General features: G+C 69.7%; 26 protein-coding genes. 14 read left to right on the top strand and 12 right to left on the bottom strand.

All coding sequences use genetic code 11. The features are described 5' to 3' along the window. The first annotated feature begins 276 nt into the window (after window positions 1–276). Window positions 277–711: an RrF2 family transcriptional regulator gene (locus ABNX41_RS01340; protein ID WP_438667912.1), complete on the top strand. Its 435-nt coding sequence runs from the start codon at window positions 277–279 to the stop codon at window positions 709–711. A 111-nt stretch (window positions 712–822) separates the two neighbouring features. On the opposite strand, the gene cueR is transcribed toward ABNX41_RS01340, so the two are convergent. Both cueR and ABNX41_RS01330 read right to left on the bottom strand, forming a co-directional pair. Beyond that, window positions 823–1,245 carry a Cu(I)-responsive transcriptional regulator gene (cueR, locus tag ABNX41_RS01335; protein ID WP_438667911.1) on the bottom strand — a complete coding sequence of 141 codons (423 nt, stop codon included), beginning with the start codon at window positions 1,243–1,245 and terminating at the stop codon, window positions 823–825. Continuing rightward, a complete protein-coding gene (locus tag ABNX41_RS01330; RefSeq protein WP_438667910.1) occupies window positions 1,242–3,761 on the bottom strand; it encodes a heavy metal translocating P-type ATPase in 2,520 nt (839 codons plus the stop codon). Before ABNX41_RS01330 ends, cueR begins: the two co-directional genes overlap by 4 nt. A gap of 225 nt (window positions 3,762–3,986) precedes the next feature. On the opposite strand from ABNX41_RS01330, the gene ABNX41_RS01325 reads away from it, so the two are divergent. The 3 genes from ABNX41_RS01325 to ABNX41_RS01315 all read left to right on the top strand — a co-directional run bounded on the left by ABNX41_RS01325 (window position 3,987) and on the right by ABNX41_RS01315 (window position 5,590). Then, window positions 3,987–4,199, top strand: a complete 213-nt coding sequence (locus ABNX41_RS01325) for a heavy-metal-associated domain-containing protein (protein ID WP_438667909.1) — start codon at window positions 3,987–3,989, stop codon at window positions 4,197–4,199. A 226-nt stretch (window positions 4,200–4,425) separates the two neighbouring features. Beyond that, window positions 4,426–4,557, top strand: a complete 132-nt coding sequence (locus ABNX41_RS01320) for a hypothetical protein (protein ID WP_438667908.1) — start codon at window positions 4,426–4,428, stop codon at window positions 4,555–4,557. 655 nt (window positions 4,558–5,212) lie between these two features. Beyond that, window positions 5,213–5,590, top strand: coding sequence for a TfoX/Sxy family protein (locus tag ABNX41_RS01315; RefSeq protein ID WP_438667966.1), 378 nt, complete (start codon window positions 5,213–5,215; stop codon window positions 5,588–5,590). Between the two features lie 94 nt (window positions 5,591–5,684). On the opposite strand, the gene ndk is transcribed toward ABNX41_RS01315, so the two are convergent. Continuing rightward, window positions 5,685–6,107, bottom strand: coding sequence for a nucleoside-diphosphate kinase (gene ndk / locus ABNX41_RS01310; RefSeq protein WP_438667907.1), 423 nt, complete (start codon window positions 6,105–6,107; stop codon window positions 5,685–5,687). Between the two features lie 309 nt (window positions 6,108–6,416). Here ndk and ppk2 point away from each other — a divergent pair, with 309 nt between their 5' ends. After that, window positions 6,417–7,385 (top strand): polyphosphate kinase 2, encoded by a 969-nt coding sequence (ppk2, locus tag ABNX41_RS01305; protein ID WP_438667906.1) that lies wholly within the window; start codon window positions 6,417–6,419, stop codon window positions 7,383–7,385. Beyond that, entirely contained in the window at window positions 7,382–7,993 is a 612-nt protein-coding gene (locus ABNX41_RS01300) for a TetR/AcrR family transcriptional regulator (RefSeq protein WP_438667905.1), read from the top strand. The genes ppk2 and ABNX41_RS01300 overlap by 4 nt, the downstream gene beginning before the upstream one ends. Window positions 7,994–8,091: 98 nt before the next feature. On the opposite strand, the gene ABNX41_RS01295 is transcribed toward ABNX41_RS01300, so the two are convergent. After that, the gene (locus tag ABNX41_RS01295; protein ID WP_438667904.1) at window positions 8,092–8,580 is read right to left on the bottom strand and encodes a DUF6477 family protein; all 489 of its coding nucleotides are present in this window, start codon (window positions 8,578–8,580) and stop codon (window positions 8,092–8,094) included. A gap of 333 nt (window positions 8,581–8,913) precedes the next feature. Between ABNX41_RS01295 and ABNX41_RS01290 the strand changes: the two genes are divergently transcribed. Then, the gene (locus ABNX41_RS01290; RefSeq protein WP_438667903.1) at window positions 8,914–10,065 is read left to right on the top strand and encodes a DUF6456 domain-containing protein; all 1,152 of its coding nucleotides are present in this window, start codon (window positions 8,914–8,916) and stop codon (window positions 10,063–10,065) included. 22 nt (window positions 10,066–10,087) lie between these two features. Here the strand turns inward: ABNX41_RS01290 and ABNX41_RS01285 are convergent, their stop codons facing one another. Next, window positions 10,088–10,660: a LysE family translocator gene (locus tag ABNX41_RS01285; protein ID WP_438667902.1), complete on the bottom strand. Its 573-nt coding sequence runs from the start codon at window positions 10,658–10,660 to the stop codon at window positions 10,088–10,090. A gap of 196 nt (window positions 10,661–10,856) precedes the next feature. Next, window positions 10,857–11,543 (bottom strand): aquaporin, encoded by a 687-nt coding sequence (locus ABNX41_RS01280; protein WP_438667965.1) that lies wholly within the window; start codon window positions 11,541–11,543, stop codon window positions 10,857–10,859. 249 nt (window positions 11,544–11,792) lie between these two features. Between ABNX41_RS01280 and lipA the strand changes: the two genes are divergently transcribed. The 3 genes from lipA (at window position 11,793) to ABNX41_RS01265 (ending at window position 15,226) form a co-directional block, all read left to right on the top strand. Then, window positions 11,793–12,743: a lipoyl synthase gene (gene lipA / locus ABNX41_RS01275; protein ID WP_438667901.1), complete on the top strand. Its 951-nt coding sequence runs from the start codon at window positions 11,793–11,795 to the stop codon at window positions 12,741–12,743. Between the two features lie 261 nt (window positions 12,744–13,004). Next, the gene (gene mazG / locus ABNX41_RS01270; protein ID WP_438667900.1) at window positions 13,005–13,817 is read left to right on the top strand and encodes a nucleoside triphosphate pyrophosphohydrolase; all 813 of its coding nucleotides are present in this window, start codon (window positions 13,005–13,007) and stop codon (window positions 13,815–13,817) included. Between the two features lie 458 nt (window positions 13,818–14,275). Continuing rightward, window positions 14,276–15,226, top strand: coding sequence for a nucleoside hydrolase (locus ABNX41_RS01265; protein ID WP_438667899.1), 951 nt, complete (start codon window positions 14,276–14,278; stop codon window positions 15,224–15,226). 313 nt (window positions 15,227–15,539) lie between these two features. Here the strand turns inward: ABNX41_RS01265 and ABNX41_RS01260 are convergent, their stop codons facing one another. From ABNX41_RS01260 to ABNX41_RS01245, 4 genes are read right to left on the bottom strand one after another with little or no spacing between them, the layout of a single operon-like run. Further along, entirely contained in the window at window positions 15,540–16,565 is a 1,026-nt protein-coding gene (locus tag ABNX41_RS01260) for a sensor histidine kinase (protein WP_438667898.1), read from the bottom strand. Window positions 16,566–16,575: 10 nt separating this feature from the next. Then, entirely contained in the window at window positions 16,576–17,109 is a 534-nt protein-coding gene (locus ABNX41_RS01255; RefSeq protein WP_438667897.1) for a gamma carbonic anhydrase family protein, read from the bottom strand. After that, on the bottom strand, window positions 17,106–17,795 hold the full coding sequence (gmk, locus tag ABNX41_RS01250) for a guanylate kinase (RefSeq protein ID WP_438667896.1): 690 nt from the start codon (window positions 17,793–17,795) through the stop codon (window positions 17,106–17,108). Before gmk ends, ABNX41_RS01255 begins: the two co-directional genes overlap by 4 nt. A gap of 6 nt (window positions 17,796–17,801) precedes the next feature. Continuing rightward, the gene (locus ABNX41_RS01245) at window positions 17,802–18,695 is read right to left on the bottom strand and encodes a YicC/YloC family endoribonuclease (RefSeq protein ID WP_438667895.1); all 894 of its coding nucleotides are present in this window, start codon (window positions 18,693–18,695) and stop codon (window positions 17,802–17,804) included. A gap of 349 nt (window positions 18,696–19,044) precedes the next feature. Here ABNX41_RS01245 and ABNX41_RS01240 point away from each other — a divergent pair, with 349 nt between their 5' ends. After that, window positions 19,045–19,764 carry a PAS domain-containing protein gene (locus ABNX41_RS01240; RefSeq protein ID WP_438667894.1) on the top strand — a complete coding sequence of 240 codons (720 nt, stop codon included), beginning with the start codon at window positions 19,045–19,047 and terminating at the stop codon, window positions 19,762–19,764. 94 nt (window positions 19,765–19,858) lie between these two features. On the opposite strand, the gene ABNX41_RS01235 is transcribed toward ABNX41_RS01240, so the two are convergent. Then, window positions 19,859–20,245 (bottom strand): hypothetical protein, encoded by a 387-nt coding sequence (locus ABNX41_RS01235; RefSeq protein ID WP_438667893.1) that lies wholly within the window; start codon window positions 20,243–20,245, stop codon window positions 19,859–19,861. A 4-nt stretch (window positions 20,246–20,249) separates the two neighbouring features. On the opposite strand from ABNX41_RS01235, the gene ABNX41_RS01230 reads away from it, so the two are divergent. Then, the gene (locus ABNX41_RS01230) at window positions 20,250–21,470 is read left to right on the top strand and encodes a hypothetical protein (protein WP_438667892.1); all 1,221 of its coding nucleotides are present in this window, start codon (window positions 20,250–20,252) and stop codon (window positions 21,468–21,470) included. 210 nt (window positions 21,471–21,680) lie between these two features. Here the strand turns inward: ABNX41_RS01230 and ABNX41_RS01225 are convergent, their stop codons facing one another. Beyond that, a complete protein-coding gene (locus ABNX41_RS01225; RefSeq protein WP_438667891.1) occupies window positions 21,681–22,265 on the bottom strand; it encodes an HNH endonuclease in 585 nt (194 codons plus the stop codon). Between the two features lie 317 nt (window positions 22,266–22,582). Here ABNX41_RS01225 and ABNX41_RS01220 point away from each other — a divergent pair, with 317 nt between their 5' ends. Continuing rightward, window positions 22,583–23,059, top strand: coding sequence for a transglycosylase SLT domain-containing protein (locus ABNX41_RS01220; protein WP_438667890.1), 477 nt, complete (start codon window positions 22,583–22,585; stop codon window positions 23,057–23,059). A gap of 472 nt (window positions 23,060–23,531) precedes the next feature. Next, window positions 23,532–24,326, top strand: coding sequence for a helix-turn-helix transcriptional regulator (locus ABNX41_RS01215; RefSeq protein ID WP_438667889.1), 795 nt, complete (start codon window positions 23,532–23,534; stop codon window positions 24,324–24,326). The last annotated feature ends 162 nt before the right edge of the window (window positions 24,327–24,488 follow it).

Below are 24,488 nucleotides of genomic sequence, written 5' to 3'. Positions count from 1 at the left end.
GCCCTTGCGATAACGCCTTTCAAATCAGAATGCTAGACATTCGCCGCGCCCCGGGGCGCGGCCCGGGCCGGGCTTCGGCCCCTTTGCCGCCCCGATATGCGGCCCGCCCGGGCGGCGGCGGGGGAAACGCGCAGATAAAAGGCATTTCTGATCTATGTCATGGCGGGTCGCCCCCGCCGCGGGCGAAATGGCCGGGTCCGGGCCCCCAGTCCTACCCCCGCCCCTGCCCTGCCCTGCCGCCCAACCCTGCCGCCCGAACCCACAGGAGGAACCGCGATGCGCCTGACGATGCGAACCAGCCTTGCCATGAAGACGCTGATGTTCTGCGCGGTGAACACCCAGCGGATCGTGCGCCGCCAGGAGATCGCCGAATGCTGCGAGGCCTCCGAGAATCATCTGGCGCAGGTGATCCATCTTCTGGCGCAGAAGGGCTATCTGCATACGATCCGGGGCCGCGCGGGCGGGTTGACGCTGGGCCGCCCGGCCGACCAGATCACCGTGGGCCAGGTGTTTCGCGATTTCGAGCGCGTGCTGCCGTTTTCCGAATGCATCGGGCAAGAGGACGGCAAATGCCCGCTCAAGGGCGTCTGCCGCCTGTCCTGCCTGCTCAACGATGCGCTGGACGATTTCTACGCCCGGCTCGACCGGGTGAGCCTGGCCGATCTGGTCGAGGAGAACCACCCGCTGCGACGCATCCTGCAAGTGGCCTGAGGCAGCGCGCGCCCCTCGCACACGCCCCCCCTGGCGCCTGCGACCGGACGGCCCCTCCCGGCCGCGATGCCGCTCAAAGCCTCCCCCCGGCCGCGACCGAGAGCGCGCACCCTAGCCGCAGCAGGCCGCCCCGCTCCCCGCCTCCGCCTTGCCAAGCGCGAGCCCGGTCAGGATCGGGCAATCGGGTCGCTGGTCGCCCGCGCAGGCCCGCACCAGTGCCGAAAGCGTGGCCTGCATCTCGCGCAATTCCTCGATCTTGGCGGCGATCTGCGCCAGATGCGCCCCCGCCAGCGCCTTCACATCGGCGCTGGCCCGGCCCTGGTCCTCGTATAGCGCCAGCAGCGCCCGGCAATCGGTGATGGAAAAGCCAAGCCCCCGCGCCCGCCCGATGAAGGCCAGCTTGTGCAGGTCGCTTTCGCGAAAGCTGCGATAGCCGTTGGCGGCGCGCAGAGGGCGGATCAGGCCGATCTCCTCGTAATAGCGGATGGTCTTGGCGGGCAGGCCCGCGCGCTCGGCGACCTCCTTGATGTTCATCGCACATCCCTCACGAAGCGAAGCCTCAGCGCGTTCGACAGCACGAAGACCGAGGACAGCGCCATCGCCCCCGCCGCCAGCACCGGCGAAAGCTGCGGCCCGCCGAACGGCACCAGCAGCCCCGCCGCGACCGGAATCAGCGCCACGTTGTAGCCGAAGGCCCAGACGAGATTCTCGCGGATGTTGCGCAGGACCGCCCGCCCGATCTTCAGCGCCGAAGCGACCGCCAGCGGATCGCCCCGCATCAGCACCACGTCGCCCGCCTCGATGGCGACATCGGTGCCGGTGCCCATGCTGATCCCGACCTCGGCCGCCGCCAGCGCGGGCGCGTCGTTGATGCCGTCGCCGACGAAGGCGCCCCGGGTCTCGCGGATCAGCGCCAGCTTGCCCTCGGGCAGGATGCCGCCATGGACCTCCTCGATCCCCAGGCCCGCCGCCACCGCCTGCGCCGCTGCGGGCGTGTCGCCCGAGATCATCGCAGGGGTGACGCCCATCTCCTTCAGCGCCGCCACGGCGCGGGCCGATTGCGGCTTCACCCGGTCGGCGACGGTGATCAGGCCAAGCACCTCGCCCCCTCCATCGGGGTGGATGCGCCCGACATGGATCAGGCTTTCGCCGCGCGCCGAGGCCTCGGCCGCGATCCGGGCCAGTTCCTCGGGCACCATGCCGAACATCCGCGCCGATCCGACGCCGATCCGTCCACCCTCGATCTGGGCGCCCCCGATCCGCCCGCCCTCAACCGTCGCCTCGGCGCCATAGCCGGGGCGGGCGGCGAAATCCGTGGCCACGGGGACCGGCGACCCTGCCTCTGCCGCCGCCTCCAGCACCGCCAGCGCCAGCGGATGCTCGCTGCCGCGCTCCACCGCCGCCGCCAGCGCCAGCATCTCCTCGGGCCCATGGACGGCGGTGACGCGGGGCCGCCCCTCGGTCAGGGTGCCGGTCTTGTCGAAGGAAATGCGCTTCACATCGGCCAGCCGCTGCAAGGCCTCGCCGCGCCGGAACAGCACCCCCATCTCGGCCGCCCGCCCGGTGCCCACCAGGATCGAGACCGGCGTCGCCAGCCCCATCGCGCAGGGACAGGCGATGATCAGGACCGAGACCCCGGCGACCAGCGCCCGCGCCATGTCGCCGGTGATCGCCAGCCAGGCCAGGGTCGCGACCAGCGCCACCGCCATCACCGCGGGCACGAACCACAGCGTCACCCGGTCGACCAGCGCCTGCATCGGCAGTTTCGATCCCTGCGCCTCTTCCACCATGGCGGTGATCCGCGCCAGGACCGTATCCGAGCCCACGGCCGAGACCTCGACCACCAGCGCGCCGGTGCCGTTCACCGTGCCGCCGGTCACGCTTGCGCCCGGTTCCTTGGCGACGGGCAGCGGCTCGCCGGTCAGCATGCTCTCGTCCACCGCCGAGCGGCCCGAGACCACATGGCCGTCGACCGGCACCCGTTCGCCCGCGCGCAGGGTGACGCGCATGCCGGGCAGCAGGCTTGCGACCGGCACCTCGGCGCCGCTTTCAAGCCGCGCGGTCCGGGGCTGCAACCCGATCAGGCGCGAGATCGCCGCCCCCGCGCGCCCGCGCGCCCGCGCCTCCATCGCGCGGCCGGCAAGGATCAGCACCACGATCACCGCCGCCGCCTCGAAATAGACCGATTGCGATTCGGCCGGGACCAGACCGGGCAGGAAGGTCACCACGCTGGAATAGGCCCAGGCCGCGAAGGTGCCAAGCGCCACCAGGCTGTTCATGTCGGGGGCAAGGCGGGCCAGCGCGGGCAGGCCCTTGGCGAAGAAGCGCCGCCCCGGAAAGGCCAGGACCAGCGTGGTCAGCACGAATTGCATCAGCCACAGGTTCCAGGGATCGGTCAGCCCGTGCAGCCAGTGGTGGAAGGCCGGGACCAGATGGCCGCCCATCTCGGTCACGAAGACCGGCAGCGTCAGGATCCCCGCGATCAGCGCATCGCGCCATAGCGCGCGCTCTTCGGAGCCTTCGGCCCGGGGGGCGGCTTCGGCCAGCGGCTGCGCCTCGAACCCCGCCTTGCGCACCAGCGCCGCGAGCCGCTCGGGGTCGAGCGGCTCCAGCGTCACCACGCGGGCGCGCCGGGTGGCCAGGTTCGCGGTGGTCGAGATCACGCCGGGCTGGGCCTTCAGCACCCGTTCGACCCGCCCGACGCAAGAGGCGCAGGTCATCCCCTCGACCGAAAGCTCGACCGTCTCGGGCCGGACCGGATAGCCGATCCCGGCAAGCGTCCCGGCCATGCTTTCGCGCGTGGCGGGGGCGGTGAAGCGCACCCGCACCTCGCGGGTGCCAAGGTTCGCCACCGCCGCCTCGACCCCTGGCAGGGCCGAGAGGCCGCGCTCGATCCGCCCGACGCAAGAGGCGCAGGTCATCCCCTCGACGGCGAAGCGCGCGGTCTCGGCGGATGCTTGCGGCCGGGCGTCGGCCGGGGGCGGCGCTGCGGTCGCGATCTGGGAAACGGCATTCTTGGGAACGGGCTCGGGAATGGGTGGGCTGGACATGGAAAATCCCCTTTCGCATCCCATATGGGGCTTCCGGTGACTGGAAGGTCAACCCCCGCCGCCGCATGCCCCCCCCTCAAGTCATCGGCCCCGCCCTGCGGCGTATCGTCCCGCCCCGGCCGCGCCCCGGATGACGGGGCTTGACCTTCCCGCTGCCGGAAGCCCCAGAGAGGCCGGACAGGCGCCCCCTTTCCGGGCGCGTGCCCCGAAGCCAGAGGTGCCCCGATGACCGCCGCCGCAACCACGATCCTGAGCGTTCCCGACATGAGCTGCGGCCATTGCCGCGCCAGCGTCGAGGCGGCGCTCGCGCCGCTGGCGCGCAGGGTCGAGATCGACCTGCCCGCCCGCCGCGTCACCGTCGAAGGGGGCGAAACCGCCCCCCTTCTGCGCGCCTTGGAGGCGATCGGATTTCCGGCCAGCGAAGTGCCGGCGAAGTGAAGGGCTGACAGGGCAACGGCCCGGGAAGCGGCCCGGCCCGATGCCGGGCCCGGAATGCCGCGAATGCGGCATGAAAATGCTGTGTATGCAGCCTGTGGAGAAGCGGCAACAGGTCGCGCGGATGTGAATATCGGCGAGGAATCCGGCCATCATCCGGCCTTGCGCTTGCCATGGTGAGCGGGCAAATGGCCCGCCACGGCAAGAACCATTCTCCCGGAGCAGCAAGATGGCAAATGCACAACCCCAGCAGGGCTCGCCCCTGCCCTCGCAACCCCAGCAACAGCAGCAGGGCAGCGCGCCCCCGCCCCAGCAGCAGCAGGGCGGCAAGACCGTCTTCAAGGACTGGGCCGCGATCTGAGCCCGGCCGGTTTCGCCGGGTCCCTGCTCCGCCTGGGCCCTTCCGGCCCCTACCGATCCCCCCGCCCGAGGCGGGAGGATTGACGGGCGGATGCGCCGGTTCAGCGACCTGATCCCCCGCGCCCACGGGTGTGAGGGTCTACGGCGCGCCAGAGGCTGCGACCTTGATCGGCGTCCTTAAAATCGCCGGTTCGCGGTCGCAATGACAGCACGCTCGGCTTGGCCCGGACACCTCCTGATCGAAGCGTCGCGGAGCGCGTCGAAAGCGGGCGAGGCGCTTGGAAGTTCGCCCGACCGCGGGCCTCTCCGGCAGCCGAGCCGTCCCGCCCGGGACGGCGGCGCAGCGCCCAAGGCCCGCCCTGCCCTTTCTGCGCCTCTTCCTCGCGCTTGCTCCACCACCCCGCCAGCCGGGCGCCAGCCCCCTTGACGCAAAGCACGCCGACCGCGAGGCTTGCCCCTGGCATCCCGATGCGTGGTGCCGCCTTGCCCCCCGGCATTTCTTCCGCCTGCAACCCACCTGTCTCCACCCCGGAGGACCGCCCATGAACAGCCGCTCCGGCAAGGGATCACCGGCGAAGGACGTTCCGGCGGCCGAGGCCGTGGCGACCGAGGCTGTGGCGGAGGCTGTGGCGGGCGGACCTTTGGGGAACGAGCCGATGGCGCGCCGTGTCGGAGCCCGCGCCGCGGACCCGGCCCCGCAGCCCGTCTCCTCCATCCCCAATCTGGGCCCGGCGACCGAGGCGGCCTTTGCCCGGATCGGCATCCATGACGCCGAAAGCCTGCGCGCGATCGGCGCCGAGGAAGCCTATCGGCGGCTGCTCCGCGCCGGAACGGCGCCGCATTTCATCGGCTTCTATGTGCTGGTGATGGGCCTTCAGGGCCGCCCCTGGAACGATTGCCGGGGCGAGGAGAAGAAGGCCCTTCGCCTGCGATTCGACGCGATAAAGGCCGAAGTGGCGGGCAGCAGCGAAAAGGGCCGCTCCGATCTGGAGGCGGCCCTTCGGTTCTTCGGCGTGGTCCCGCGCCATCCCTGAACGCGGCGGCACGGACGGATTGTCCGGGCGCCACCGCGAGCGGCGACCGGGCGCCTGGCCTTGCGCCACCGCGTGAGGCGGCGGCGCGGGCGGTTCAGCCCACCAGTTCGAGGCCCGAGAAGAAGAAGGCGATCTCGCGCGCCGCCGCTTCGGGGCTGTCCGAGCCATGGACCGAATTCTCGCCCTTCGAAAGCGCGAATTCCTTGCGGATCGTGCCGTCGGCGGCCTGGGCCGGATCGGTCGCGCCCATCACCTCGCGGTTCTTGGCGATCGCGCCCTCGCCTTCGAGCACCTGCACCACCACGGGTTCGGAGACCATGAAGGAGACCAGCTCGGCATAGAAGGGGCGCTCCTTGTGCTCGGCGTAGAATTCGCCGGCCTGGGCGGTCGAGAGCTGGATGCGCTTCGAGGCGACGACGCGCAGGCCCGCTTCCTCGAATTTGGCGACGACCTTGCCGGTCAGGTTGCGCTTGGTCGCATCGGGCTTGATGATCGACAGGGTGCGTTCGGTGGCCATCGGGCTCTCCATCGGTTCTGGGGCCGCAAGATCGGTTCCGGCCCGTTCGGATGGCGCGCTGCTAGCACGGCGGGATGGCGAAGGGAAGACAGGGCGCGGACGGGGGGTGACATGGCTGTCGGTGCGGGCGATGCGGAAGGGAGGGGGCGCTGCCCCCTCGGCGCCTTTGGCGCCTCACCCCCGGGATATTTTTGCAAAGAAGAATGGGGGGAGGCTTTGGGACGGGTGGGGTGCGAGGGGGGCGGGTGGATTGCGCGCGGGTCGCTTGCGGGTCATGATGGGGGCGGGACGGCCAGTGACGGAGAACCCATGGAAGACCTGCCCTTCGACGGCGCCATCAGCCGCTATTTCCGCGAGGCGGCCCCGGCCCCGGTGCGCGAGGCCATCGAGAAGGACGACGGAAAGTCGATCCTGACCGCCGATTATCCCTATCGCGAGGAGATGAAGCGCAAGGATTACGAGGCGGCGATGGAGGGGCTCCAGCGCCAGCTCGTCCGGCTGCAGGCCGATGTGAAGGCCCGCGGCAAGCGCGTGGTCGTGGTCTTCGAGGGCCGCGACGCCGCCGGAAAGGGCGGCACCATCGGCGCGATCCGCGAGAACCTCAACCCCCGCGTGGCCAATGTGGTGGCGCTGTCCACGCCCTCGGACCGCGAGCGCGGGCAGTGGTATTTCCAGCGCTACATCGACTGGCTGCCCGCGGCCGGCGAAATCGCGCTGTTCGACCGAAGCTGGTACAATCGCGGCGTGGTCGAGAAGGTCTTCGGCTTCTGCACCGAGGAGGAGCGCGGCAAGTTCTTCCGCCAGGTGCCGGATTTCGAGAAGATGCTGGTCGACGAGGGCGTGATCCTGATCAAGATCTGGCTTCAGGTCGGGCGGGCCGAGCAGTTGAAGCGTTTCCTGTCGCGCGAGCGCGATCCGCTGAAGCAATGGAAGCTGAGCCGCATCGACATCGAGGGGCTGGCGAAATGGGACGACTACACCGCCGCCATCGACGAGACGCTGGAGAAGAGCCATACCGAGGCGGCGCCCTGGACGGTGATCTTCTCGGACGACAAGCGCCGCGCCCGGATCGCCGCGATCCAGGCCATCCTGGGGCGGATCGACTTCGCGGGCCGCGACCCCGCCCTGATCGGCACGCCGGATCCGAAGATCTGCGGCACGCCGGATCTGCGCGCCGAGCGGGCGGCGCGGGCCGAGAAGGCCCAGCCCGGAAAGGCCGCATCCGGGAAGGCGGCGGGCAGGACCGGCGGCAAGAAGCGCGGCAAGGCGAAAGATTGAAACGCGGCTATCATCACGGCAATCTCCGCCAGGCCCTGGTCGAGGCGGCGCTTTCGCTGATCTCGGGGCGCGGGCCGCAGGGGTTCAGCCTGTCCGAGGCGGCGAAGACCGCCGATGTCACGCCCGCGGCGGTCTATCGCCATTTCGCCGGGCGCGACGATCTTCTGGCCGAGGTGGCGCGGCAGGGCTTCGACATCTTCGCCGCGCTGCTGGATTACGCCTGGGACGAGGGGCGGCCCGGCGCGCTTGCGGCCTTCACCGCCACCGGCCGGGCCTATATGGCCTTCGCGCGCAAATATCCCGGCCATTACCAGGCCATGTTCGAAAGCGGCGTGAAGGCGAGCGAACACCCCGAGCTTGCGCTGGTGGCGAACCGCGCCCGCGCCACCATGGACCGCGCGGCGGAGGGGCTTCTGGCCGCGCTTCCGCCCGCGCGGCGCCCCCCCGCGAACATGGTTTCCGCCCATGTCTGGGCCACCGCGCATGGCGTGGTCGAGCTGTTCCTGCGCGGCAATGGCGCGCCCCTGCCCTATTCGCCCGAGGATCTGCTGGAGACCGCGATGGGGATCTATCTGCGCGGGCTGGGGATCCTGCCGGCGGACGGATAGGCCGACCAGAGGCCGGTTTCCATGTGGGAGCGGCGCAAGGGTTGCGGGGCCGGTCGCCCGCGCGGCCGCGATGAGGGCGCGCGAGCGGGGGCGCCCGATCAGGCCCAGGAGGCCGGAAGCGCGCAGAGGGTCACGCCCGGTCCGGGGCCCCGTCCCCTTCCTGCCGCCGCCGGGCGCGGCACCGTCGCATTCGGGCGCTCTCCGGCGATGGCTCCGGGCGCCGCGCCGCCGGTCACCAGGTAGATCCTCGGCGTGTCGACCGAGGGACGCGGGCTCGGCTCGACATTGGGGCGCAGCAGGCTGGCCTCGGCGACCAGCGCCACCAGCACCTCGATATGGTCCGAGACCGAATAGATCGAATCGCCCTGCCGCCGCCGCGCCTCCATCGCAGCCTCCAGCGCGTAGAGGCGCGGCACCGTCCGCTCGGGCCGCGTCTCGCCCGGGGTCAGGCGTTTCAGAAGCCGCCCGCGCTGGTATTCGGCAAGGCCGAAGCGCGTGGCGCGCATCAGGATGCCGGGCCGGCGCAGCTCGGACACCGCCCGGCGCAGATCCGGGGCGGCAAGGTCGGGGATGGGAAAATCGGACATCGGCAGCCTCCTTCGACAAGGGTGCCAGTCTGCCCCGGTCCGGGCTCGCGTTGCGGCACCGGAAATACAACCGTGCGGCGAGTTCCGGATTGTTTAGGTTTTGGTTACGATTATCGACAGAAGGTAAACAGTTAACGGACAAGTAACCATATTCACGTTATCGGTATGATTTGTGCAAGATGCGGACATGCAACCCATGATTGTCCAACCCCGAGGAGCGCAGCCTTGACCCCGAGCCCGTCTTCCCCGCCCGGCCCCCGCGCGACCGCCCCCGGCCCGAAGCACCCCCGCCCAAGGGATTCGGAGCCGCCCTGCACAGCCCTGCCCGCCTGGTTGCCCGATCCGGTGCGGCTCTATCTGAAACATACCGATGAGGGCGCATCGCTTCGGGCCCTGGCGCGGGCGGCGGGGCTGAACCCCTCGACCGTGATGCGCCAGATCCGCCGCTATGAGGCGCGCCGCGACGACCCGTTGATGGATGGCGCGCTGGCCGCGCTCAGCCGCGCCGGATCCGGTGCGACATCCCACCCCCCTTTCCAGATGGAGACCGCCGCCATGCGACACCCCCACCCCGCGCCCCCCGGCCCCTCGCGCAGCGGCCCGCGGCCCGAAGGCCTGCCGCCCGAAGGCCTCCCGGACGAGGCCCGGATCCGCCGCGAGGGCTTTCGCATCCTGCGCCGCCTGGTCGAGCCGGGCGCGGTGCTGGCCTTCGCCCCGGATATGGAAAAGGCGGTGGTGCTGCGCGAATTGCCCGACGGCTCCAGCACCCGCACCGCCGTGCTGGAGCGCGCCATGGCCCAGGCCTTCAGCCTCAGGGACTGGATCGCCTGCCGCAAGCCGGGCCGGATCTCGACCTATGCGATCACGCCCTCGGGCCGCGCGGCGCTGCGGCGCATGGCGGGGGGAAGGATGGCCGGGGAAAGGATGGCAGGCGAGGTGCCGCCCGGCACCCCCGGCCTGGCCGAATCGGCCGCCCCCTTCGCCGACCAGCACCGCATCTGGGGCGAGCGCCAGACCATCGCCGACGACGGCCCGCGCCGCACCCGGGTCAATCTGGCCGAAAGCCCGATCACCGTGCTGGGGCGGCGGCGCGACAAGGACGGCACGCCCTTCCTGCCGCCCGAACTGGTCAATGCCGCCGAGCGCCTGCGCGAGGATTTCGAACTGGCGCAGATGGGGCCCCGGGTGGCGCAGAACTGGGAAAGGTTCCTGACCGCCGGGACGCGCGGCGGCTTTGCGGCCTCGGGCCCGGCGGACGGCTCGGGCCGGGCGCGCGACCGGGTGGCGGCGGCGCTTGCCGATCTGGGCCCGGGCCTGGGCGACGTGGCCCTGCGGGTCTGCTGCTTTCTCGAAGGCGTCGAAAGCGCCGAGCGGCGGATGGGATGGGCCGCGCGCTCGGGCAAGATCGTGTTGCGGATCGCTCTGATGCGGCTGCGCCGCCATTACGACGAGACCTATGGCCGGTCGGGGCCGCTGATCGGCTGATCCCCGGCCCAGGAAGCGCCGCTCAGGCCGCGCCGATCCCGCGAAGGACCAGAAGCACCGACAGCCCGCCCAGCCAGACCGCCGCCGCGCGGCGCACCCAGGGCGGGCTGCCGCCCCCCGCGCGCCGCGCCGCGATCAGCGCGCCGCCAAGGGCCCAGAGGCAGGCCACCGCCACCACCTGGGCCGAGAAATGCGCAAGGTTGATCCAGACCCCCTCGGGCGCGGGCAGAAGCACCAGCCCGAAGATCAGCGCCTTTGGGTTCAGAAGCGTGGTGACGAAGACCGTGCGCCCGTCGACCGAGGCCTGCACCCGCGCCGGATCGGGCAGCCGCCACAGCCGGAGCGCGAGCCAGGCCACCCAGATCCCCGCCGCCAGCGCGACCCCGGCGCGCAGCCCGGGCCGGTCGGCCAGCACGGCGGCGCCGAACAGCGTCAGCGGAAGGACCGTGGCAAGATAGCCGCAAAGCTCGGCCGGGATCAGCCGCATCGCCCTGAGCGCGCCGCGCTCGGCCCCGGCCAGGAACATCAGCGTATTGGTCGGCCCCGGCGTCACCAGAAGCGCCAGGATCGCCATCGCCAGTTCGAAACCCGTCATCCGCCCGCCCCTTTTGCCGCGCCTATTGCCACGCGATGACTCGCACCCGACGCGACCGGGGGTCAACCTCGCCCGGCGGCGCGGGCGGCGCCTTGATCGCGATCAAGCGCCGGGGTGCAAATCCGGTCAAGCCGCAAAGGAAAAGGGGCCGCGCGGATCCCGCACGGCCCCTCGTCAACTCGGTGCCCTCAAAGGCTCAATCCGCCCGGGTCACGCCCGCCGCATGCAGCACGCCCGCAAGCGCGCCCCCGGCCAGCGGCGCGAGAAGGAAGACCCAGAGCGATTTCAGCGCATCCCCCCCCACGAACAGCGCAGGCCCGATCGAGCGCGCCGGATTGACCGAGACCCCGGTGATCTTGATCCCGACGATATGGATCATCGCCAGCGTCAGGCCGATGGCCAGCCCGGCAAAGCCCGGGGCCGCCCCGGCGGCGGTCGCGCCCAGGATCACGGTGACGAACAGGAAGGTCGCCACGAATTCGAACGCCAGCGCCGAGGTCAGGTTGTAGCCCGCGCCATAGTTCGGACCATAGCCGTTCTGGCCCAGCCCGCCGTCCCAGCCCGCGCTGCCAGAGGCGATCAGGTAGAGCACCGCCGCCCCCAGCACCGCGCCCAGGACCTGTGCCACGACATAGGCGCCGAAGGTCGCGCCGTCGATCCGCCCCGCCAGCAGCGCGCCGAGCGAGACCGCCGGGTTCAGATGCGCGCCCGAGATCGCGCCAATCCCATAGGCCGCCGCGACGATGGCGAGACCGAAGGAAAGCGAGATCCCGGTCAGCCCCACTCCGGTGGTGCCGTCCGCGCCCGCGATCACGGCGGCGCCACAGCCGAAGAAGACCAGGATGAAAGTGCCGATCACCTCGGCGGTGAATTTCTTGGATATGGTAATTTCCTTGGACATTGTCCCTCCACAGGATGGTGCCGGTTTTTCCCGGCGTTCCAGGCGACAGGCAGGCGCGTTGGATGCGTTGCCATGTGGCTCGGTTCGGCTTATGTCTTGGATCCCCGACTTGTAAGGGGGAAAATGCCGGGCGGCGCCTCCGACGGGTCGTCCCTCACCCGCAGGCCCGTCACCTCCGGCCCCCGCGCCGGCGCCCCGGTGGAGCCGACAGGAAGCCGACAGGAAGCCGAAATGCGCGATCTGAAGATCCCCGACCAGCGCCACCCCGAAAAGGCGCATCGCCCCGACCAGGCCCAGCCGAAAAAGCCGTCCTGGATCCGCGTCAAGGCGCCCACCTCCGAGGGCTATCGCAAGACCCGCGACATCATGAAGGAAAACCGCCTCGTCACCGTCTGCGAGGAGGCGGGCTGCCCCAATGTCGGCGAATGCTGGTCGCAGGGCCATGCCACCATGATGATCATGGGCGAGATCTGCACCCGCGGCTGCACCTTCTGCAATGTCGCGACAGGCAAGCCGCAGAACCTCGATGCGTTCGAGCCGGGCCGGGTCGCCCATGCGGTCTCGAAACTGGGGCTGAACCATGTCGTGGTCACCTCGGTCGACCGCGACGACCTCGACGACGGCGGGGCCGAGCATTTCGCCCAGACCATTCGCGCGATCCGCCACCGCGCCCCCGCGACCACGATCGAGGTGCTGACGCCCGATTTCCTGCGCTGCGGCCCCGAGGCGCTGGAAAAGGTGGTCGAGGCCCGGCCCGACGTCTTCAACCACAATCTTGAGACAGTGCCCGGCCTCTACCACGAGGTCCGCCCCGGCGCGCGCTATTTCCACAGCCTGCGGCTGTTGCAGCGGGTGAAGGATCTCGATCCCACCATGTTCACCAAATCCGGCATCATGGTCGGCCTGGGCGAGACCCGGCCCCAGGTGCTTCAGGTGATGGACGACATGCGCTCGGCCGATATCGATTTCCTGACAGTGGGCCAATATCTGCAACCCACGCCCAAGCATCATCGAATCGCCGATTTCGTCACGCCCGAGGAATTCGCGGCCTATGAGAAATCGGCCTGGAACAAGGGGTTCCTGATGGTTTCGGCGACGCCCTTGACCCGGTCCTCCTATCACGCGGGCGAGGATTTCGCCCGGCTGCGCGCGGCGCGGCTGGAAAAGCTGGGCCGGGCCTGAAGCGGGACCTTGGTCGGCCGATCTCGCGGTCGGACGGCGGGAAGGTCGCGCCGTCGGCCCCGGGGCGCGCGGCCTGCGGCCGGGATGCCGCATCACGGGGGGGGCATGGCTTTTCCCGGCCCGCATCGCCGCCCCCGTCGACGCCTGCGCCGACGGCCCTCAGGGTCCGGTGCGGAAATCCACCGCCGCATCCCGCCCCGTGACATTGCCCGCCAAGGCGCTAGTCTGGCCCCGACAATCCCCAAGCCGGAGCCCGCGAAGATGCAAGACCAGGACGCGCTGATCCACGACCCCGACGGCGGGCTGCCGCGCCTGCTTGCGATCATGGCGCGGCTGCGCGATCCGGCGCGCGGCTGTCCCTGGGATCTGGAGCAGGATTTCGCCTCGATCGCGCCCTATACGCTGGAAGAGGCCCATGAGGTCGTCGATGCGATCGAGCGCGGCGCCTTCGACGAGCTGCGGCTGGAGCTTGGCGACCTGCTGCTGCAGGTCGTGTTCCACGCCCGAATGGCCGAGGAGGCCGGACTCTTCGCCTTCGGGGATGTGGCCCGAGCGATCTCGGACAAGATGGTGGCGCGGCATCCGCATGTCTTCGGGGACGAGCGCGCGCCCGACCGCAGTTCCTCGGAGCAGAGCCGCGCCTGGGAGGCCACCAAGGCGCGCGAGCGCGGCGCGGCGCGGGTGCTCGACGGGGTGGCGCAGACGCTTCCCGCGCTGACCCGGGCGGTCAAGCTGCAAAACCGCGCCGCAAGGGTCGGGTTCGACTGGCCCGGGCCCGCCGACGTGGTCGAGAAGATCCGCGAGGAGGCCGCCGAACTGGTCGAGGCGCGCGAGACGCTGACCGAGGCAGAGGTGGCCGAGGAATTCGGCGATCTGATGTTCGTGATGGCCAATCTCGCGCGCCACCTGAAGCTGGACCCCGAGGCGGCGCTTCGCGCGGCCAACCGCAAGTTCACCCGCCGCTTCGGCCGGATCGAGGATTATCTGGCCGAAGAGGGGCGCGGGCCGCAGGATTCGACGCTGGCCGAGATGGATGCGCTCTGGAACCGCGCCAAGGCCGAGGAACGCGGCTGAGCGGCGGCGCCTCGGGTCGCCCGGACCGTTCGGCGGCCCGAACGGTCTGGCGTCCCGAACGGTCTGGCGGCCCGGCCCGTCCGGGACAGACGGCCTTTCGGGCCGCCCGCGCTGACGGTAGACCCGTGCTGTCGCGGGGCCTGTGCCGACCGGGTGGCGAGTCCTGACGGGCGGCCTGGCCGATCCTCCCGACACCATCCGCCTGCCTGGCCGGTCCAGACAGACAAGGACGATCCTGCGCCCATCCTGGGATCAGGCCCGGGATCCGGCGCGCGAGAAGGCCCCGGCCCTTCCAAAGACCCACCTCCTCCGAAGGCTCCCCATCCGATAACCGGGACGGTCTGGACAAGGCCGGACGGATCGGCTTCCCTGCCTCCCTGCCTCCCTGCCTCCCTGCCTCCCTGCCTCCCTGCCTCCCTGCCTCCCTGCCTCCGGCTCACCCTAGAAACGGAACCCCCATGTCCAGACCGAAGCCTCCGCGCAAGATCATCATCGACACCGATCCCGGACAGGACGACGCGGTGGCCATCCTTCTGGCGCTGGCCAGTCCCGAGGAGATCGAGGTCCTGGGCATCACCGCCGTCGCGGGCAATGTGCCGCTGGCGCTGACCGAGGCCAATGCCCGCCGGGTGGTCGAGCTTTCGGGCCGCCCGGCCCGGGTCTTCGCGGGCTGCGATCGGCCGATGCACCGCGCGCTGGTCACCGCCGAACATGTCCACGGCAAGACCGGGCTCGACGGCGCGGACCTGCCCGTGCCGCGTCTTGCGCTGGAGCCGCAGCATGGCGTCGATTTCATCGTCGAGACCCTGATGCGCGAACCGCCCGGCACGGTCACGCTCTGCCCGCTCGGGCCGCTGACCAATATCGCCACCGCCTTCCGCCGCGCGCCCGAGATCGCCGCCCGCGTGCAGGAGATCGTCCTGATGGGCGGGGCCTATTTTGAGGTGGGCAACATCACCCCCGCCGCCGAGTTCAACATCTACGTCGACCCGGAAGCCGCCGAGATCGTTCTGAAATCCGGCTGCCGCGTGGTCATGGTGCCGCTGGATGCCACCCACAAGGCGCTGACTTCGCGCGACTGGATCGCGCGGATGCGCGCGCTGGAGACGCCGGTCGGCCGCGCCGTCGCGGGCTGGACCGATTTCTTCGAACGCTTCGACGTGGCGAAATACGGCAGCGAGGGCGGGCCGCTGCACGACCCCTGCGTGATCGCCTGGCTGCTGGCGCCGGGCCTGTTCTCGGGCCGCGAGATCAATGTCGAGATCGAGACCGGGTCGGAACTGACCCTGGGCATGACGGTGGCCGACTGGTGGCGCGTGACCGACCGGCCCGCCAATGCGCTGTTCCTGCGCGAGGTGGACCGCGACGGCCTCTTCGCCCTGCTGACCGAGCGTCTGGCGCGGCTCTAGCTGGCTGCCGAAAAGGTCATGCGGCGGCGGCCTGTGCGGTAGATCGGTCCGGTAGCGGGCCAAAATCCGGTTTCCGCAGTGATCTTTGGCACTTCAGGGAAGAATTCCGCCTCGACGCGGTCGCGAGACATTTCTTCGGCAGCCTGCCGGGTCGCCTGCTCGCACCCAAGCCCGCTGTTCCCCGGCCGACGGCCTGCCCGCCTGCTGCCCGTTCGGGCGGGTCTGTTCGGGCATATCCGCTCGACGGGGCGGCCTGTCGCGTCACCCGCCGCTTCCGCCGAGCGATCCCGCCCCCCGGGGGCCATTCCGCCGCCTATTCCCCCTCGGGCAGCAGGACCGAGAAGGTCGAGCCCTCGCCCTTGCGGCTGTCGATGCGCAGGCTGCCGCGATGGCGGTTCACGATATGCTTGACGATGGCCAGCCCCAGCCCGGTGCCGCCCTCGGCGCGCGAGCGGTGCGCGTCCACGCGGTAGAAGCGTTCGGTCAGGCGCGGCAGGTGGATCGGGTCGATCCCCTCGCCCCGGTCGATCACGTCGACGCGCAGGAAGGCGCCGCGAGAGACCGTCTCGCGCGTGACCGAGACGCGGACCTCCTGCCCCGGGGCGCCGTATTTCACCGCATTCTCGATCAGGTTCAGGAAGACCTGGGTCAACTGGTCGGCATCGCCCGTCACCATCACCGGGGCGTCGGCGCCGATGATGGTGATGTGGCTTTGCTTCTCCTCGGCGCCTGGCCGCACGGTCGAGGCGGCACCGCGCAGCACCCCGGCCAGATCGACCTGGTCGCGCGGACGCATCCGTTCCTCGGATTCGACCCGGCTCAGATGCAGCAGATCGCGCACCAGGCGGTTCATCCGGCCCGCCTCGCGCTCCATGATGCCCAGAAAGCGTTCGCGCGCATTGGCATCGTCGCGGGCCGAGGTGCGCAGGGTCTCGATGAAGCCGATCATCGCGGTCAGGGGGGTGCGCAATTCATGGCTGACATTGGCGACGAAATCGCGCCGGATCGCCTCGGACTGCACCTCGGAGGTCATGTCGCGCAACACGCAGAAGGCGCGCATCCCGCCCGGACCGCTGAGCGGCGAGACATTGGCGCGAAACAGCGTCTCGTCCGACAGCCGCAGGGGCACGTCGCGCGCGGCCTCGCCCGCGTGGACCGCCGCCACCGCCGCCAGCAGCGGCGGCGCGCGCAGGGCCAGCGCAAGGTTGCGCCCGACCGCGGCCTGCCCCAGAATCGGCAGGCTGGCGGCATTGGCGGCCTCTATCCGCTCGTCGGCGCCGACGACGAAGGCGGGGAAAGGAAGACCCGCCAGCAACTCGGCCAATGCGGTATGTTCCATCTTCGCGCTCTCAACCCGCGTCGGTGCCAAGGGGCCGCAGCCCCTGGCGGAACCGCGCCGCATTGGCGCGGTAGCCGGTGGCCGAGTCCAGAAGCCGCGCCCGCGCGGCCTCGTCCAGAGCGCGCACCACGCGGCCCGGGGCGCCCATCACCAGGCTGCCGTCGGGGATCTCCTTGCCCTCGGTGATCAGGCTGCCCGCGCCGATCAGGCAGCCCCGGCCGACCCTTGCCCCGTTCATCACCATGGCGCCCATGCCGATCAGGCTGCCCTCGCCGATGGTGCAGCCATGCAAGAGCGCCTTGTGCCCGATGGTGCAATGCGCGCCGATGGTCAGCGGATAGCCGATATCGGTGTGCAGGACGCAATTCTCCTGGATGTTCGAGCCCTCGCCCACCTCGATCCATTCGTTGTCGCCGCGCAGCGCCGCGCCGAACCAGATGCCAGCCCCCGGCCCCAGCCGCACCTTGCCGATCACCTGCGCCCCGGGCGCCACCCAGGCGTCGGAGGCGATCTCGGGCCGGATGCCGTCGAGTTCCCAGATCATGCCGTTCCCTCCCCTTCGAATTCGCGGTTCAGGCCGCGCACGAAATCGCTCAGCCCCGGCTGGCGGTCGCGGCGCTGCCGCTCGGCGGCGATGATGCCTTTCAGCCGCTCGAATGTCGCGTCCAGATCGTCGTTGACCAGCACATAATCGTATTCCGCCCAATGGCTGATCTCGTCGCGGCTTTTCGCCATCCGGCCCGCGATCACCTCGGGGCTGTCCTGGCCGCGCCCGCGCAGCCTGCGCTCCAGCTCGGCGATCGAGGGCGGCAGGATGAAGACCGAGACCACGTCGCGCCCAAGCGCCGAATTGCGGATCTGCTGGCCGCCCTGCCAGTCCACGTCGAAAAGCGTGTCGCGCCCCTCGGCCATGGCGGCCTCTACGGGCGCGCGGGGGCTGCCGTAGAAATTGCCGAAGACCTCGGCATGTTCCAGCATGCCGCCCTGTTCGACCAGCGCGCGAAAGCCCGCGTGGTCGTGGAACCAGTAATGCACGCCATGCGCCTCGCCCGGCCGGGGCGCCCGCGTGGTGGCCGAGACCGAAAAGCGCAGGTCGGGGTCCCAGTCCATCAGCCGCCGCGCCAGCGTGGATTTCCCCGCCCCCGAGGGCGAGGACAGGATCAGCAAGAGCCCCCGGCGGGGGAGGACGGCGGGCTTCTCGGTCTGCGTATCGGACGGCATGTCAGTCATGGGGCATCATTCCACATTCTGGACCTGTTCGCGCATCTGGTCGATCAGCGTCTTCAGATCAAGCCCGATGCGGGTCAGCTCCCTGTCTTGGGATTTCGACAGCAAGGTATTGGCCTCGCGCAGGAATTCCTGCATCAGGAAATCGAATTTGCGACCGACCGGAACGGTCTGCGCCAAAAGCGCGCGGGCGGCGGCGACATGGGCCTGCAGCCGGTCGAGTTCCTCGACCACGTCCTGGCGCACCGCGAGCAGCGCAAGCTCCTGCGCCACCCGGGCGGGGTCGAAGCCCTCGGCATTGGCGCCAAGCCGGGCGAGCGCCTCTTCCAGCGCCTGCGCCGCGCGGGGGCGGCGGGCCTCGGCGGCGCCCGCGGCCTCGGCGACCAGCGCGGCGATCCGGTCGAGCTGCGCGGCCAGCACGCCCCGCAGCGCCGCGCCCTCGGCCCGGCGCATGGCGTCGAAATCCGCCAGCAGCGCGGGCAATCCCTGCAGGATCAGGTCGCGCAGCGGCGCGGTATCCTCTTCCACCGCGCCGGTTTCCATCACGCCGCGCATCGCCAGCACATCCGCCGCCGTCGCCTGCGCCAGCGTGACCCCCGCCGCCATCGCCATCCCCTCGGCCTCGGCCAGCGCGGCCAGCACCCCGGCCAGCGTGGCGCGGTTGACCCGGGCGGGGGGCGCGGCGCCCTCGTCCCGGACCAATTTCAGGGACAGGCTGACATTGCCGCGCCCAAGCGCCTTTTGCAGCTCGGCCCGGATCGCGGCCTCAAGCCCGTCGATCCAGTCCGGGACCCGCAGCCGCAGCTCCAGCCCCTTGCCGTTGACCGAGCGGATCTCCCACTGCCAGCCATGGCCCGCCCCCTCGCCGCGCCCTGCGGCAAAGCCCGTCATCGAAACCGTCATGCGCCGTTCAAACCCCGTTCGAGAATGGCGGAACCGCCAGGTCCCGGCCGCGATGGTCAACCCTTTGTCGGTTAACCATTTGTCAAGATTTTCCAGCGCATCCGCCGGATTCCCGTTAAGACGAAACCTAAGGCCGGGGGTCTTGCCAGAAGGCCGCGTCCCGGCGCGCAGGCTCCGGCACGCTTCTCCGACCTAGCAAAGGCGCCGCGCGCGGGCAACATCCGGCAACGGCGCGGCGTGAAAGAGGCGGGGCGGCCGTGCGGGCCGGAAGGCTTTGGCAACAAGGGTTCGGACCGCAAGAAACGGCGGCAGGCGGCGAAGGCCGACGACAAGCGAACGGGGGAAGGCGATGGTCTTTTCATTCCTCGGCGGCGGTGCCCGCCCGACACCGCGCGACACCGCGCCGCAGATCCTGCGCGCCTATTGGGAGGCGCTGCGCCGCGAGGACGGCGGCTTTCCCACCCGTGCGATGCTGGATCCGCGCGGGCTGGCGCCGATCCTGTCGCATGTCTTCATCGCCGAGCGTATCGGCGAGGGCATCCTGCGGCTTGGCATCGCGGGTTCCGGCCTGGCCGATCTGGGCGGCTGCGACATGAGGGGCCTGCCGCTGACCATGCTGTTCCTGCCCGGCGCGCGGGCCCGGATCACTCCGATGATCGAAGCGGTGGCGCGCGGCCGCAGCCTCGCCCGGATCGACCTTCTGGCCGAGCGCGCGCTTGGCCAGCCCGAGTTGAGCGCGCGGATGCTGCTCCTGCCGCTCGCGCCCGAGGATCACGGGTCGCATCCGGTGCTCGGCTGCCTCGCCGGTGACGGCAAGGCCGAACGCAAGCCGCGCCGCTTCACCGTCACCCATGCCAGGAGCGAGCCCCTGGAGGGCCCCCTGGAGAGCCCCCTGCGCCCCGGACCGCTGCGCCACGACTCCCTGCACATCGAGTCCCCGCCCATCGAGGGCTTCGCCGAACACGCCCTCCCCCGCCTGCGCCCATCCGGGACCGCCACGGCCGCGCGCGCGCCCCATCTGCGGCTGGTCCATACCCGCCGGACCCCCGCGCCGCAGGATCCGCGATAGTGTAGAGAGCACCATAAAAAGCACAATTTTTGACGCAACTCATTGATTTTTATATGGCGAAAGCAATCCCTGAACAGGAAGTGACATAGCGGATTCACAAAAAGGCATCATCGGATTCACCAAACTGGCCATTTTTCGTGAAATCCGGTGCTTTCGGGTCGAAAACTGCACGGCGACCGCGCTCGAACTTACCGCTCACCTCCGACATAAATCCGACCACGTCGGCCTGCCGATAGATCCGTGATCCGAGCCGGGCGGGATCGAAGATCGGCCAGACGCCGCGTTCTTCGAGCATGCGCTGCACGGAGCGGGCGTGGATGCCGACTGTGCGCGCGACTATCGCGATGCTTGCGTAGTCCGTCTGGAAACGCGCAATCTCGGCCGAGGACACATAAGCCCCGCCCGCCAGCCCGGAACAGATTTCCGCCGGCGCCTGCACCAGCCAGGGGCCGCCGTCGTCATGGCTGATCAGAGCTTTCACCGCCTTGAGGTGGGGGACCGAGACAGCCTCGCAGAAGGTCGAGCATTTCGGGCTGTGGTTCGGCGCCTTCGCCGCCCCGCCCGAAAGTGAGGTTCAGGGGCGCGGCGTTGATCCAAAGCTGCTGACCTTCGCAATGATGGTCTTTCCACAAGTCTGGGACTGGTATCTCACATGGCGCGAACGGCGCCGCGGGTTCTACACCAAATGGGAAGTCGACCTTCTTTCCATCGCCGCCGCCTTCTGCCGTGAGGAAACCGGCTGGCTGCGCCAGACCCCGCGCATCGCAGACAACCTGCATGAAATCGATGGGCTGATCAGCGGTCAGGACATCGCCGCAGCCCGTGACGACTGGCCCGGCGCATGCGAGAGGATGTATAAGCACGCCCGGCGGCGTATCAAGGAAATCGATCGCGTCGCCCGGATCCACCGCGATCCCTTCGAGCCCATCCTGCCGGTCCTGGAGGCCTCCAGCCCGGTCGGCGAGTATCGCAAGATCACCGAGGAGATCCTGGCCCGGATGCCGGATGAACGACATCATCCGCGCGCCGCGGCGGAGGCCGTCAGATCCTTCCTGCTGCTCCGCATCGGCCTGCACACCGGATTGCGGCAGAAGAACCTGAGGGAGCTGCTGCTGTGCAAACCGCGCAACCTGCCCACGTCGGAGCGCAAGCTCGAAGACATGAAGCGCGGCGAGTTGCGCTGGAGCAGCCGCGATCACGGCTGGGAGATCCTGATCCCATCCGTCGCATTCAAGAACGCCAACTCGTCCTTCTTCGGATCAAAACCGTTCCGACTGATCCTGCCCGACCTTGGCCGTCTCTATGAACTACTGGAGGCCTGGATCGATCGGCACCGAAGCAGGCTGATCGGCACAGCGGCCGATCCCGATACCCTCTTCGTCAAGACGGCGAAGATGACCAGCACCAATGCCGCCTATTGCCAAAACACCTTCTATGAAGCCTGGCGCACAGCAATCCAGCGCTATGGCATCTACAACCCGTGGACAGAGCGCGGTGCCATCAAGGGTCTGCTGCCCCACGGCCCCCACAACGTCCGGGACGTTCTGGCCACGCATATCCTGAAACAGACCGGTTCCTATGAACAGGCCAGCTATGCGATACAGGATACAGCCGAGATGGTCGCCCAGCACTACGGGCGCTTCTTGCCGCAGGACAAAGCCGAGATCGCGGCCAGGATCCTCAATCAGGTCTGGGAGGCGGCCTGAACCTTCCGGTGGCAGGGGGCAAATGTATCGCCCTCTGCCTCGAAAGTTCAGTGAGAGAGCGCAATCTTTGTCACGCGGCCTCACCCTTGCACTGCTCTGCAACTGCCGAAAATCGGCAGATTGTGAATCCGATGGGTCATTTTCGGCATCAGACCCCTGGTTTTGGTGAGATTTATGATGCCGTTTACAGATAGGCCTTGCCATTCCGGCCTAGGCCTCCAGCTCGGCATCCCAGTAAAGATAGTCCATCCAACTGTCATGCAGGTGGTTGGGCGGAAAGCGGCGGCCATGGGCCTGCATTTCCTCGGCCGTGGGCGGGCGCGGCGTGCGGCGCAGGCGCAACCCGGACTGGCGCAGCGTTTTCGAGCCCTTGCGCAGGTTGCAGGGCGAACAGGCGGCGACGACGTTCTCCCAACTGGTGATGCCGCCGCGCGCGCGCGGCAGCACATGGTCGAAGGTCAGATCGCCCTTGGCGCCGCAATACTGGCAGCAGAATTCGTCCCTCAGAAAAAGATTGAAGCGCGTGAAGGCCACGCGCTTCTGGGGTTTGACGAATTCCTTCAACACCACGACCGAGGGGATCCGTATCTCGCTTCGCTGGCTCCGCACGATCTGGTCGTATTCCGCCACGATCGTCACCCGGTCGAGAAAGACCGCCTTGATCGCCTCCTGCCAGGGCCAGAGGCTGAGCGGATAGTAACTGAGCGGGCGGAAATCCGCATTCAGGACCAGCGCCGGAAAATGCTTCAGCGCCGCAGGCTCGCGCACGAATTGAGTTCTGAAATCACCGTCCATTTGCGCAAGACACTCCACTTAGCCCCGGCGGGCCAGCGGCCGTCCGGTCCCCCGTCCGGTCGCCGACGGGAAGGGCGAAACCCGGCCCTCCGCCTGCCCGACTATATCTGGGCCTTTTCGTCATGCAACCCCCAAGCAAGGGTGCGGCCTGCCCCGGGTTCTGCCCTGCCAAGGAAACAGGCAGATGACGGATCCACCCGAACGCGGCGGTTCCGCGGCGCCGGTCCGCGCAGATGGGTCCGGCACGGCTTGCCGCGCCCCCGGCCCCGGCCTATCTTCGCCCTGAACATACCGCGCCCCGACCGGTGGAGACCCAGATGCCGCATCCGCGCCGCAAGGCCCTAGGCCTGATCGCCGCCCTGCCCCTCGCCCTCGCCGCCTGCGGCAGCCGCCGGGCCGACGGGAGCGCCCCGAACCCCGCCGCGCTCCATCCCGGCGAGACGCCCGAGATGCGGCGCCTCATCCGCAAATGGTCCGCGCATCACGAGATCCCCGAAAGCCTGCTCCACCGGGTGGTCCAGCGTGAAAGCGGCTATAATCCGGCCGCCCGCAACGGGCCTTACTGGGGGCTGATGCAGATCCATCCCCAGACGGCGCGGACCATGGGCTATCGCGGCGCGCCCGAGGGGCTGCTCGATGCCGAAACCAATCTGGAATTCGCCGGCAAATACCTGCGCGGCGCCTGGCTGGTGTCGCGCGGCAACCAGGATGCCGCCATCGGCTGGTATGCGCGCGGCTATTACTACGAGGCCAAACGCCTGGGCCTCCTGCGCGAAACCGGCCTCGTTTCCTGAAGCCGCCCGCCACCGCCCCTCCTCGCCCCCGGCGCCCCACCAGGCGACAGGCCCCGAGGAACCCGAACCCCTCCCACTCACCAATCCGCCCCACATTCTTCTTTGCAAAAATATCCCGGGGGAGTCCGCGCCCCGGCGCGGACGGGGGCAGCGCCCCCTTACCGCCATCCGCCACCGCCCCCCCGCATATCCCCGCCAAGCCCGTCCCGATAAGTCCCGACCTCGGCCTGCGGAAAATCACCCGCCAGCACCAGCCCTGCCTTGGCAGCAGCCCCCGCAAGAGGAAAGGCCGGGGCGGGGGGGGGCCGGGCGATCCGCGCCGCCCAAGGCACGGTTTGATGACATCTTCCGTCATGTTTGTTTTCAATCCCTTCCGGGGCTCGACAGCCCCGGCCCGCGCTGCATATGCAATGGAGGACCGAACGACGAAGACCCCGGCGGAACCCCCGCCCCCATCCGGAAGGAGGCTGAAATGACCGGCTGCGCCATCCTCGGGCTTCTGGGCCGCATCGCCCAAAGCCCCAGCATCGACGAGACCTGGAGCCAGGCCTGCGGATATTTCGCCGGGCTCGGCCTGACACGGGCGAACTACGGCTTCACCCGTTTCCGCCACGCCCGCACCATCGGCGATCCCGAGGATGCGCTCTATCTGACCACCTGCGACGAGGCCTATGCCCGGGCCTATTTCCAGGGCGGGCAGTTCAACCGCTCGCCGCTGTTTCGCTGGGCCGAGCGCAATTCCGGCGCCTGCACCTGGAAATGGGTGCATGAGGCGCTCGCGGCGGGCCGTCTCGCCCCCGACGAAGCCGAGTCGGTGCGCCGCAATCTCGCGCTCGGGATCGGGGCGGGGATCACGGTCTCCTTCCCGCAGACCTCGGCCCGGGCCAAGGGCGCGCTCGGGCTGATCGCGGATCCCGGGCTCGACCATGCGGCGGTGGAGCGGATCTGGGCCGCGCGCCAGAACGAGATCCTGGCGGTGGCGCATATGATGCATCTGCGGATCGTGCAACTGCCGCAACTCAGCCGCGCCCGCAGCCTGTCGCCGCGCCAGCGCGAGGCGCTGGAATGGGTGGCGGACGGCAAGACGACGCAGGATGTGGCGCTGCTGATGGGGGTGTCCTCGGCCATGGTGGAAAAGCACCTGCGGCTGGCGCGCGAGGCGCTGGCGGTCGAGACCACGGCCCAGGCGGTGGCCAAGGGCGCGCTTTTGAACATGATCTTCCTGGGCCCCTCCGACGATCCCCCCGCCGCCCGCGCCGCGCGCTGAGGCACGGTCGGCGCGCCGGAGGCCGACAAGCCGCCAGCCCGCTCGCGCCCCGCATGCGGGCGATGAGGCGCTGCCTGCGAGCGGCCCGGGGACGATTTGGCTCTGACGGCCAGACGGGGCCCGCCGCCGACAAAGCAGGCCCACGGCTTCGCGCACGGAAGC

The sequence above is a fragment of the Pseudogemmobacter sonorensis genome (genome assembly GCF_042762395.1).
GTDB lineage: Bacteria > Pseudomonadota > Alphaproteobacteria > Rhodobacterales > Rhodobacteraceae > Pseudogemmobacter > Pseudogemmobacter sonorensis.
This window is presented reverse-complemented; position numbering and strand designations above follow the sequence as displayed.

Bases quoted from the DNA above. Each gene is read 5' to 3' on its own strand.
- ABNX41_RS01340 (WP_438667912.1), top strand. From the start codon at position 277: ATGCGCCTGACGATGCGAACCAGCCTTGCCATGAAGACGCTGATGTTC.
- cueR (WP_438667911.1), bottom strand. From the start codon at position 1,245: ATGAACATCAAGGAGGTCGCCGAGCGCGCGGGCCTGCCCGCCAAGACC.
- ABNX41_RS01330 (WP_438667910.1), bottom strand. From the start codon at position 3,761: ATGTCCAGCCCACCCATTCCCGAGCCCGTTCCCAAGAATGCCGTTTCC.
- ABNX41_RS01325 (WP_438667909.1), top strand. From the start codon at position 3,987: ATGACCGCCGCCGCAACCACGATCCTGAGCGTTCCCGACATGAGCTGC.
- ABNX41_RS01320 (WP_438667908.1), top strand. From the start codon at position 4,426: ATGGCAAATGCACAACCCCAGCAGGGCTCGCCCCTGCCCTCGCAACCC.
- ABNX41_RS01315 (WP_438667966.1), top strand. From the start codon at position 5,213: ATGGCGCGCCGTGTCGGAGCCCGCGCCGCGGACCCGGCCCCGCAGCCC.
- ndk (WP_438667907.1), bottom strand. From the start codon at position 6,107: ATGGCCACCGAACGCACCCTGTCGATCATCAAGCCCGATGCGACCAAG.
- ppk2 (WP_438667906.1), top strand. From the start codon at position 6,417: ATGGAAGACCTGCCCTTCGACGGCGCCATCAGCCGCTATTTCCGCGAG.
- ABNX41_RS01295 (WP_438667904.1), bottom strand. From the start codon at position 8,580: ATGTCCGATTTTCCCATCCCCGACCTTGCCGCCCCGGATCTGCGCCGG.
- ABNX41_RS01285 (WP_438667902.1), bottom strand. From the start codon at position 10,660: ATGACGGGTTTCGAACTGGCGATGGCGATCCTGGCGCTTCTGGTGACG.
- lipA (WP_438667901.1), top strand. From the start codon at position 11,793: ATGCGCGATCTGAAGATCCCCGACCAGCGCCACCCCGAAAAGGCGCAT.
- mazG (WP_438667900.1), top strand. From the start codon at position 13,005: ATGCAAGACCAGGACGCGCTGATCCACGACCCCGACGGCGGGCTGCCG.
- ABNX41_RS01265 (WP_438667899.1), top strand. From the start codon at position 14,276: ATGTCCAGACCGAAGCCTCCGCGCAAGATCATCATCGACACCGATCCC.
- ABNX41_RS01260 (WP_438667898.1), bottom strand. From the start codon at position 16,565: ATGGAACATACCGCATTGGCCGAGTTGCTGGCGGGTCTTCCTTTCCCC.
- ABNX41_RS01255 (WP_438667897.1), bottom strand. From the start codon at position 17,109: ATGATCTGGGAACTCGACGGCATCCGGCCCGAGATCGCCTCCGACGCC.
- gmk (WP_438667896.1), bottom strand. From the start codon at position 17,795: ATGACTGACATGCCGTCCGATACGCAGACCGAGAAGCCCGCCGTCCTC.
- ABNX41_RS01245 (WP_438667895.1), bottom strand. From the start codon at position 18,695: ATGACGGTTTCGATGACGGGCTTTGCCGCAGGGCGCGGCGAGGGGGCG.
- ABNX41_RS01240 (WP_438667894.1), top strand. From the start codon at position 19,045: ATGGTCTTTTCATTCCTCGGCGGCGGTGCCCGCCCGACACCGCGCGAC.
- ABNX41_RS01225 (WP_438667891.1), bottom strand. From the start codon at position 22,265: ATGGACGGTGATTTCAGAACTCAATTCGTGCGCGAGCCTGCGGCGCTG.
- ABNX41_RS01220 (WP_438667890.1), top strand. From the start codon at position 22,583: ATGCCGCATCCGCGCCGCAAGGCCCTAGGCCTGATCGCCGCCCTGCCC.
- ABNX41_RS01215 (WP_438667889.1), top strand. From the start codon at position 23,532: ATGACCGGCTGCGCCATCCTCGGGCTTCTGGGCCGCATCGCCCAAAGC.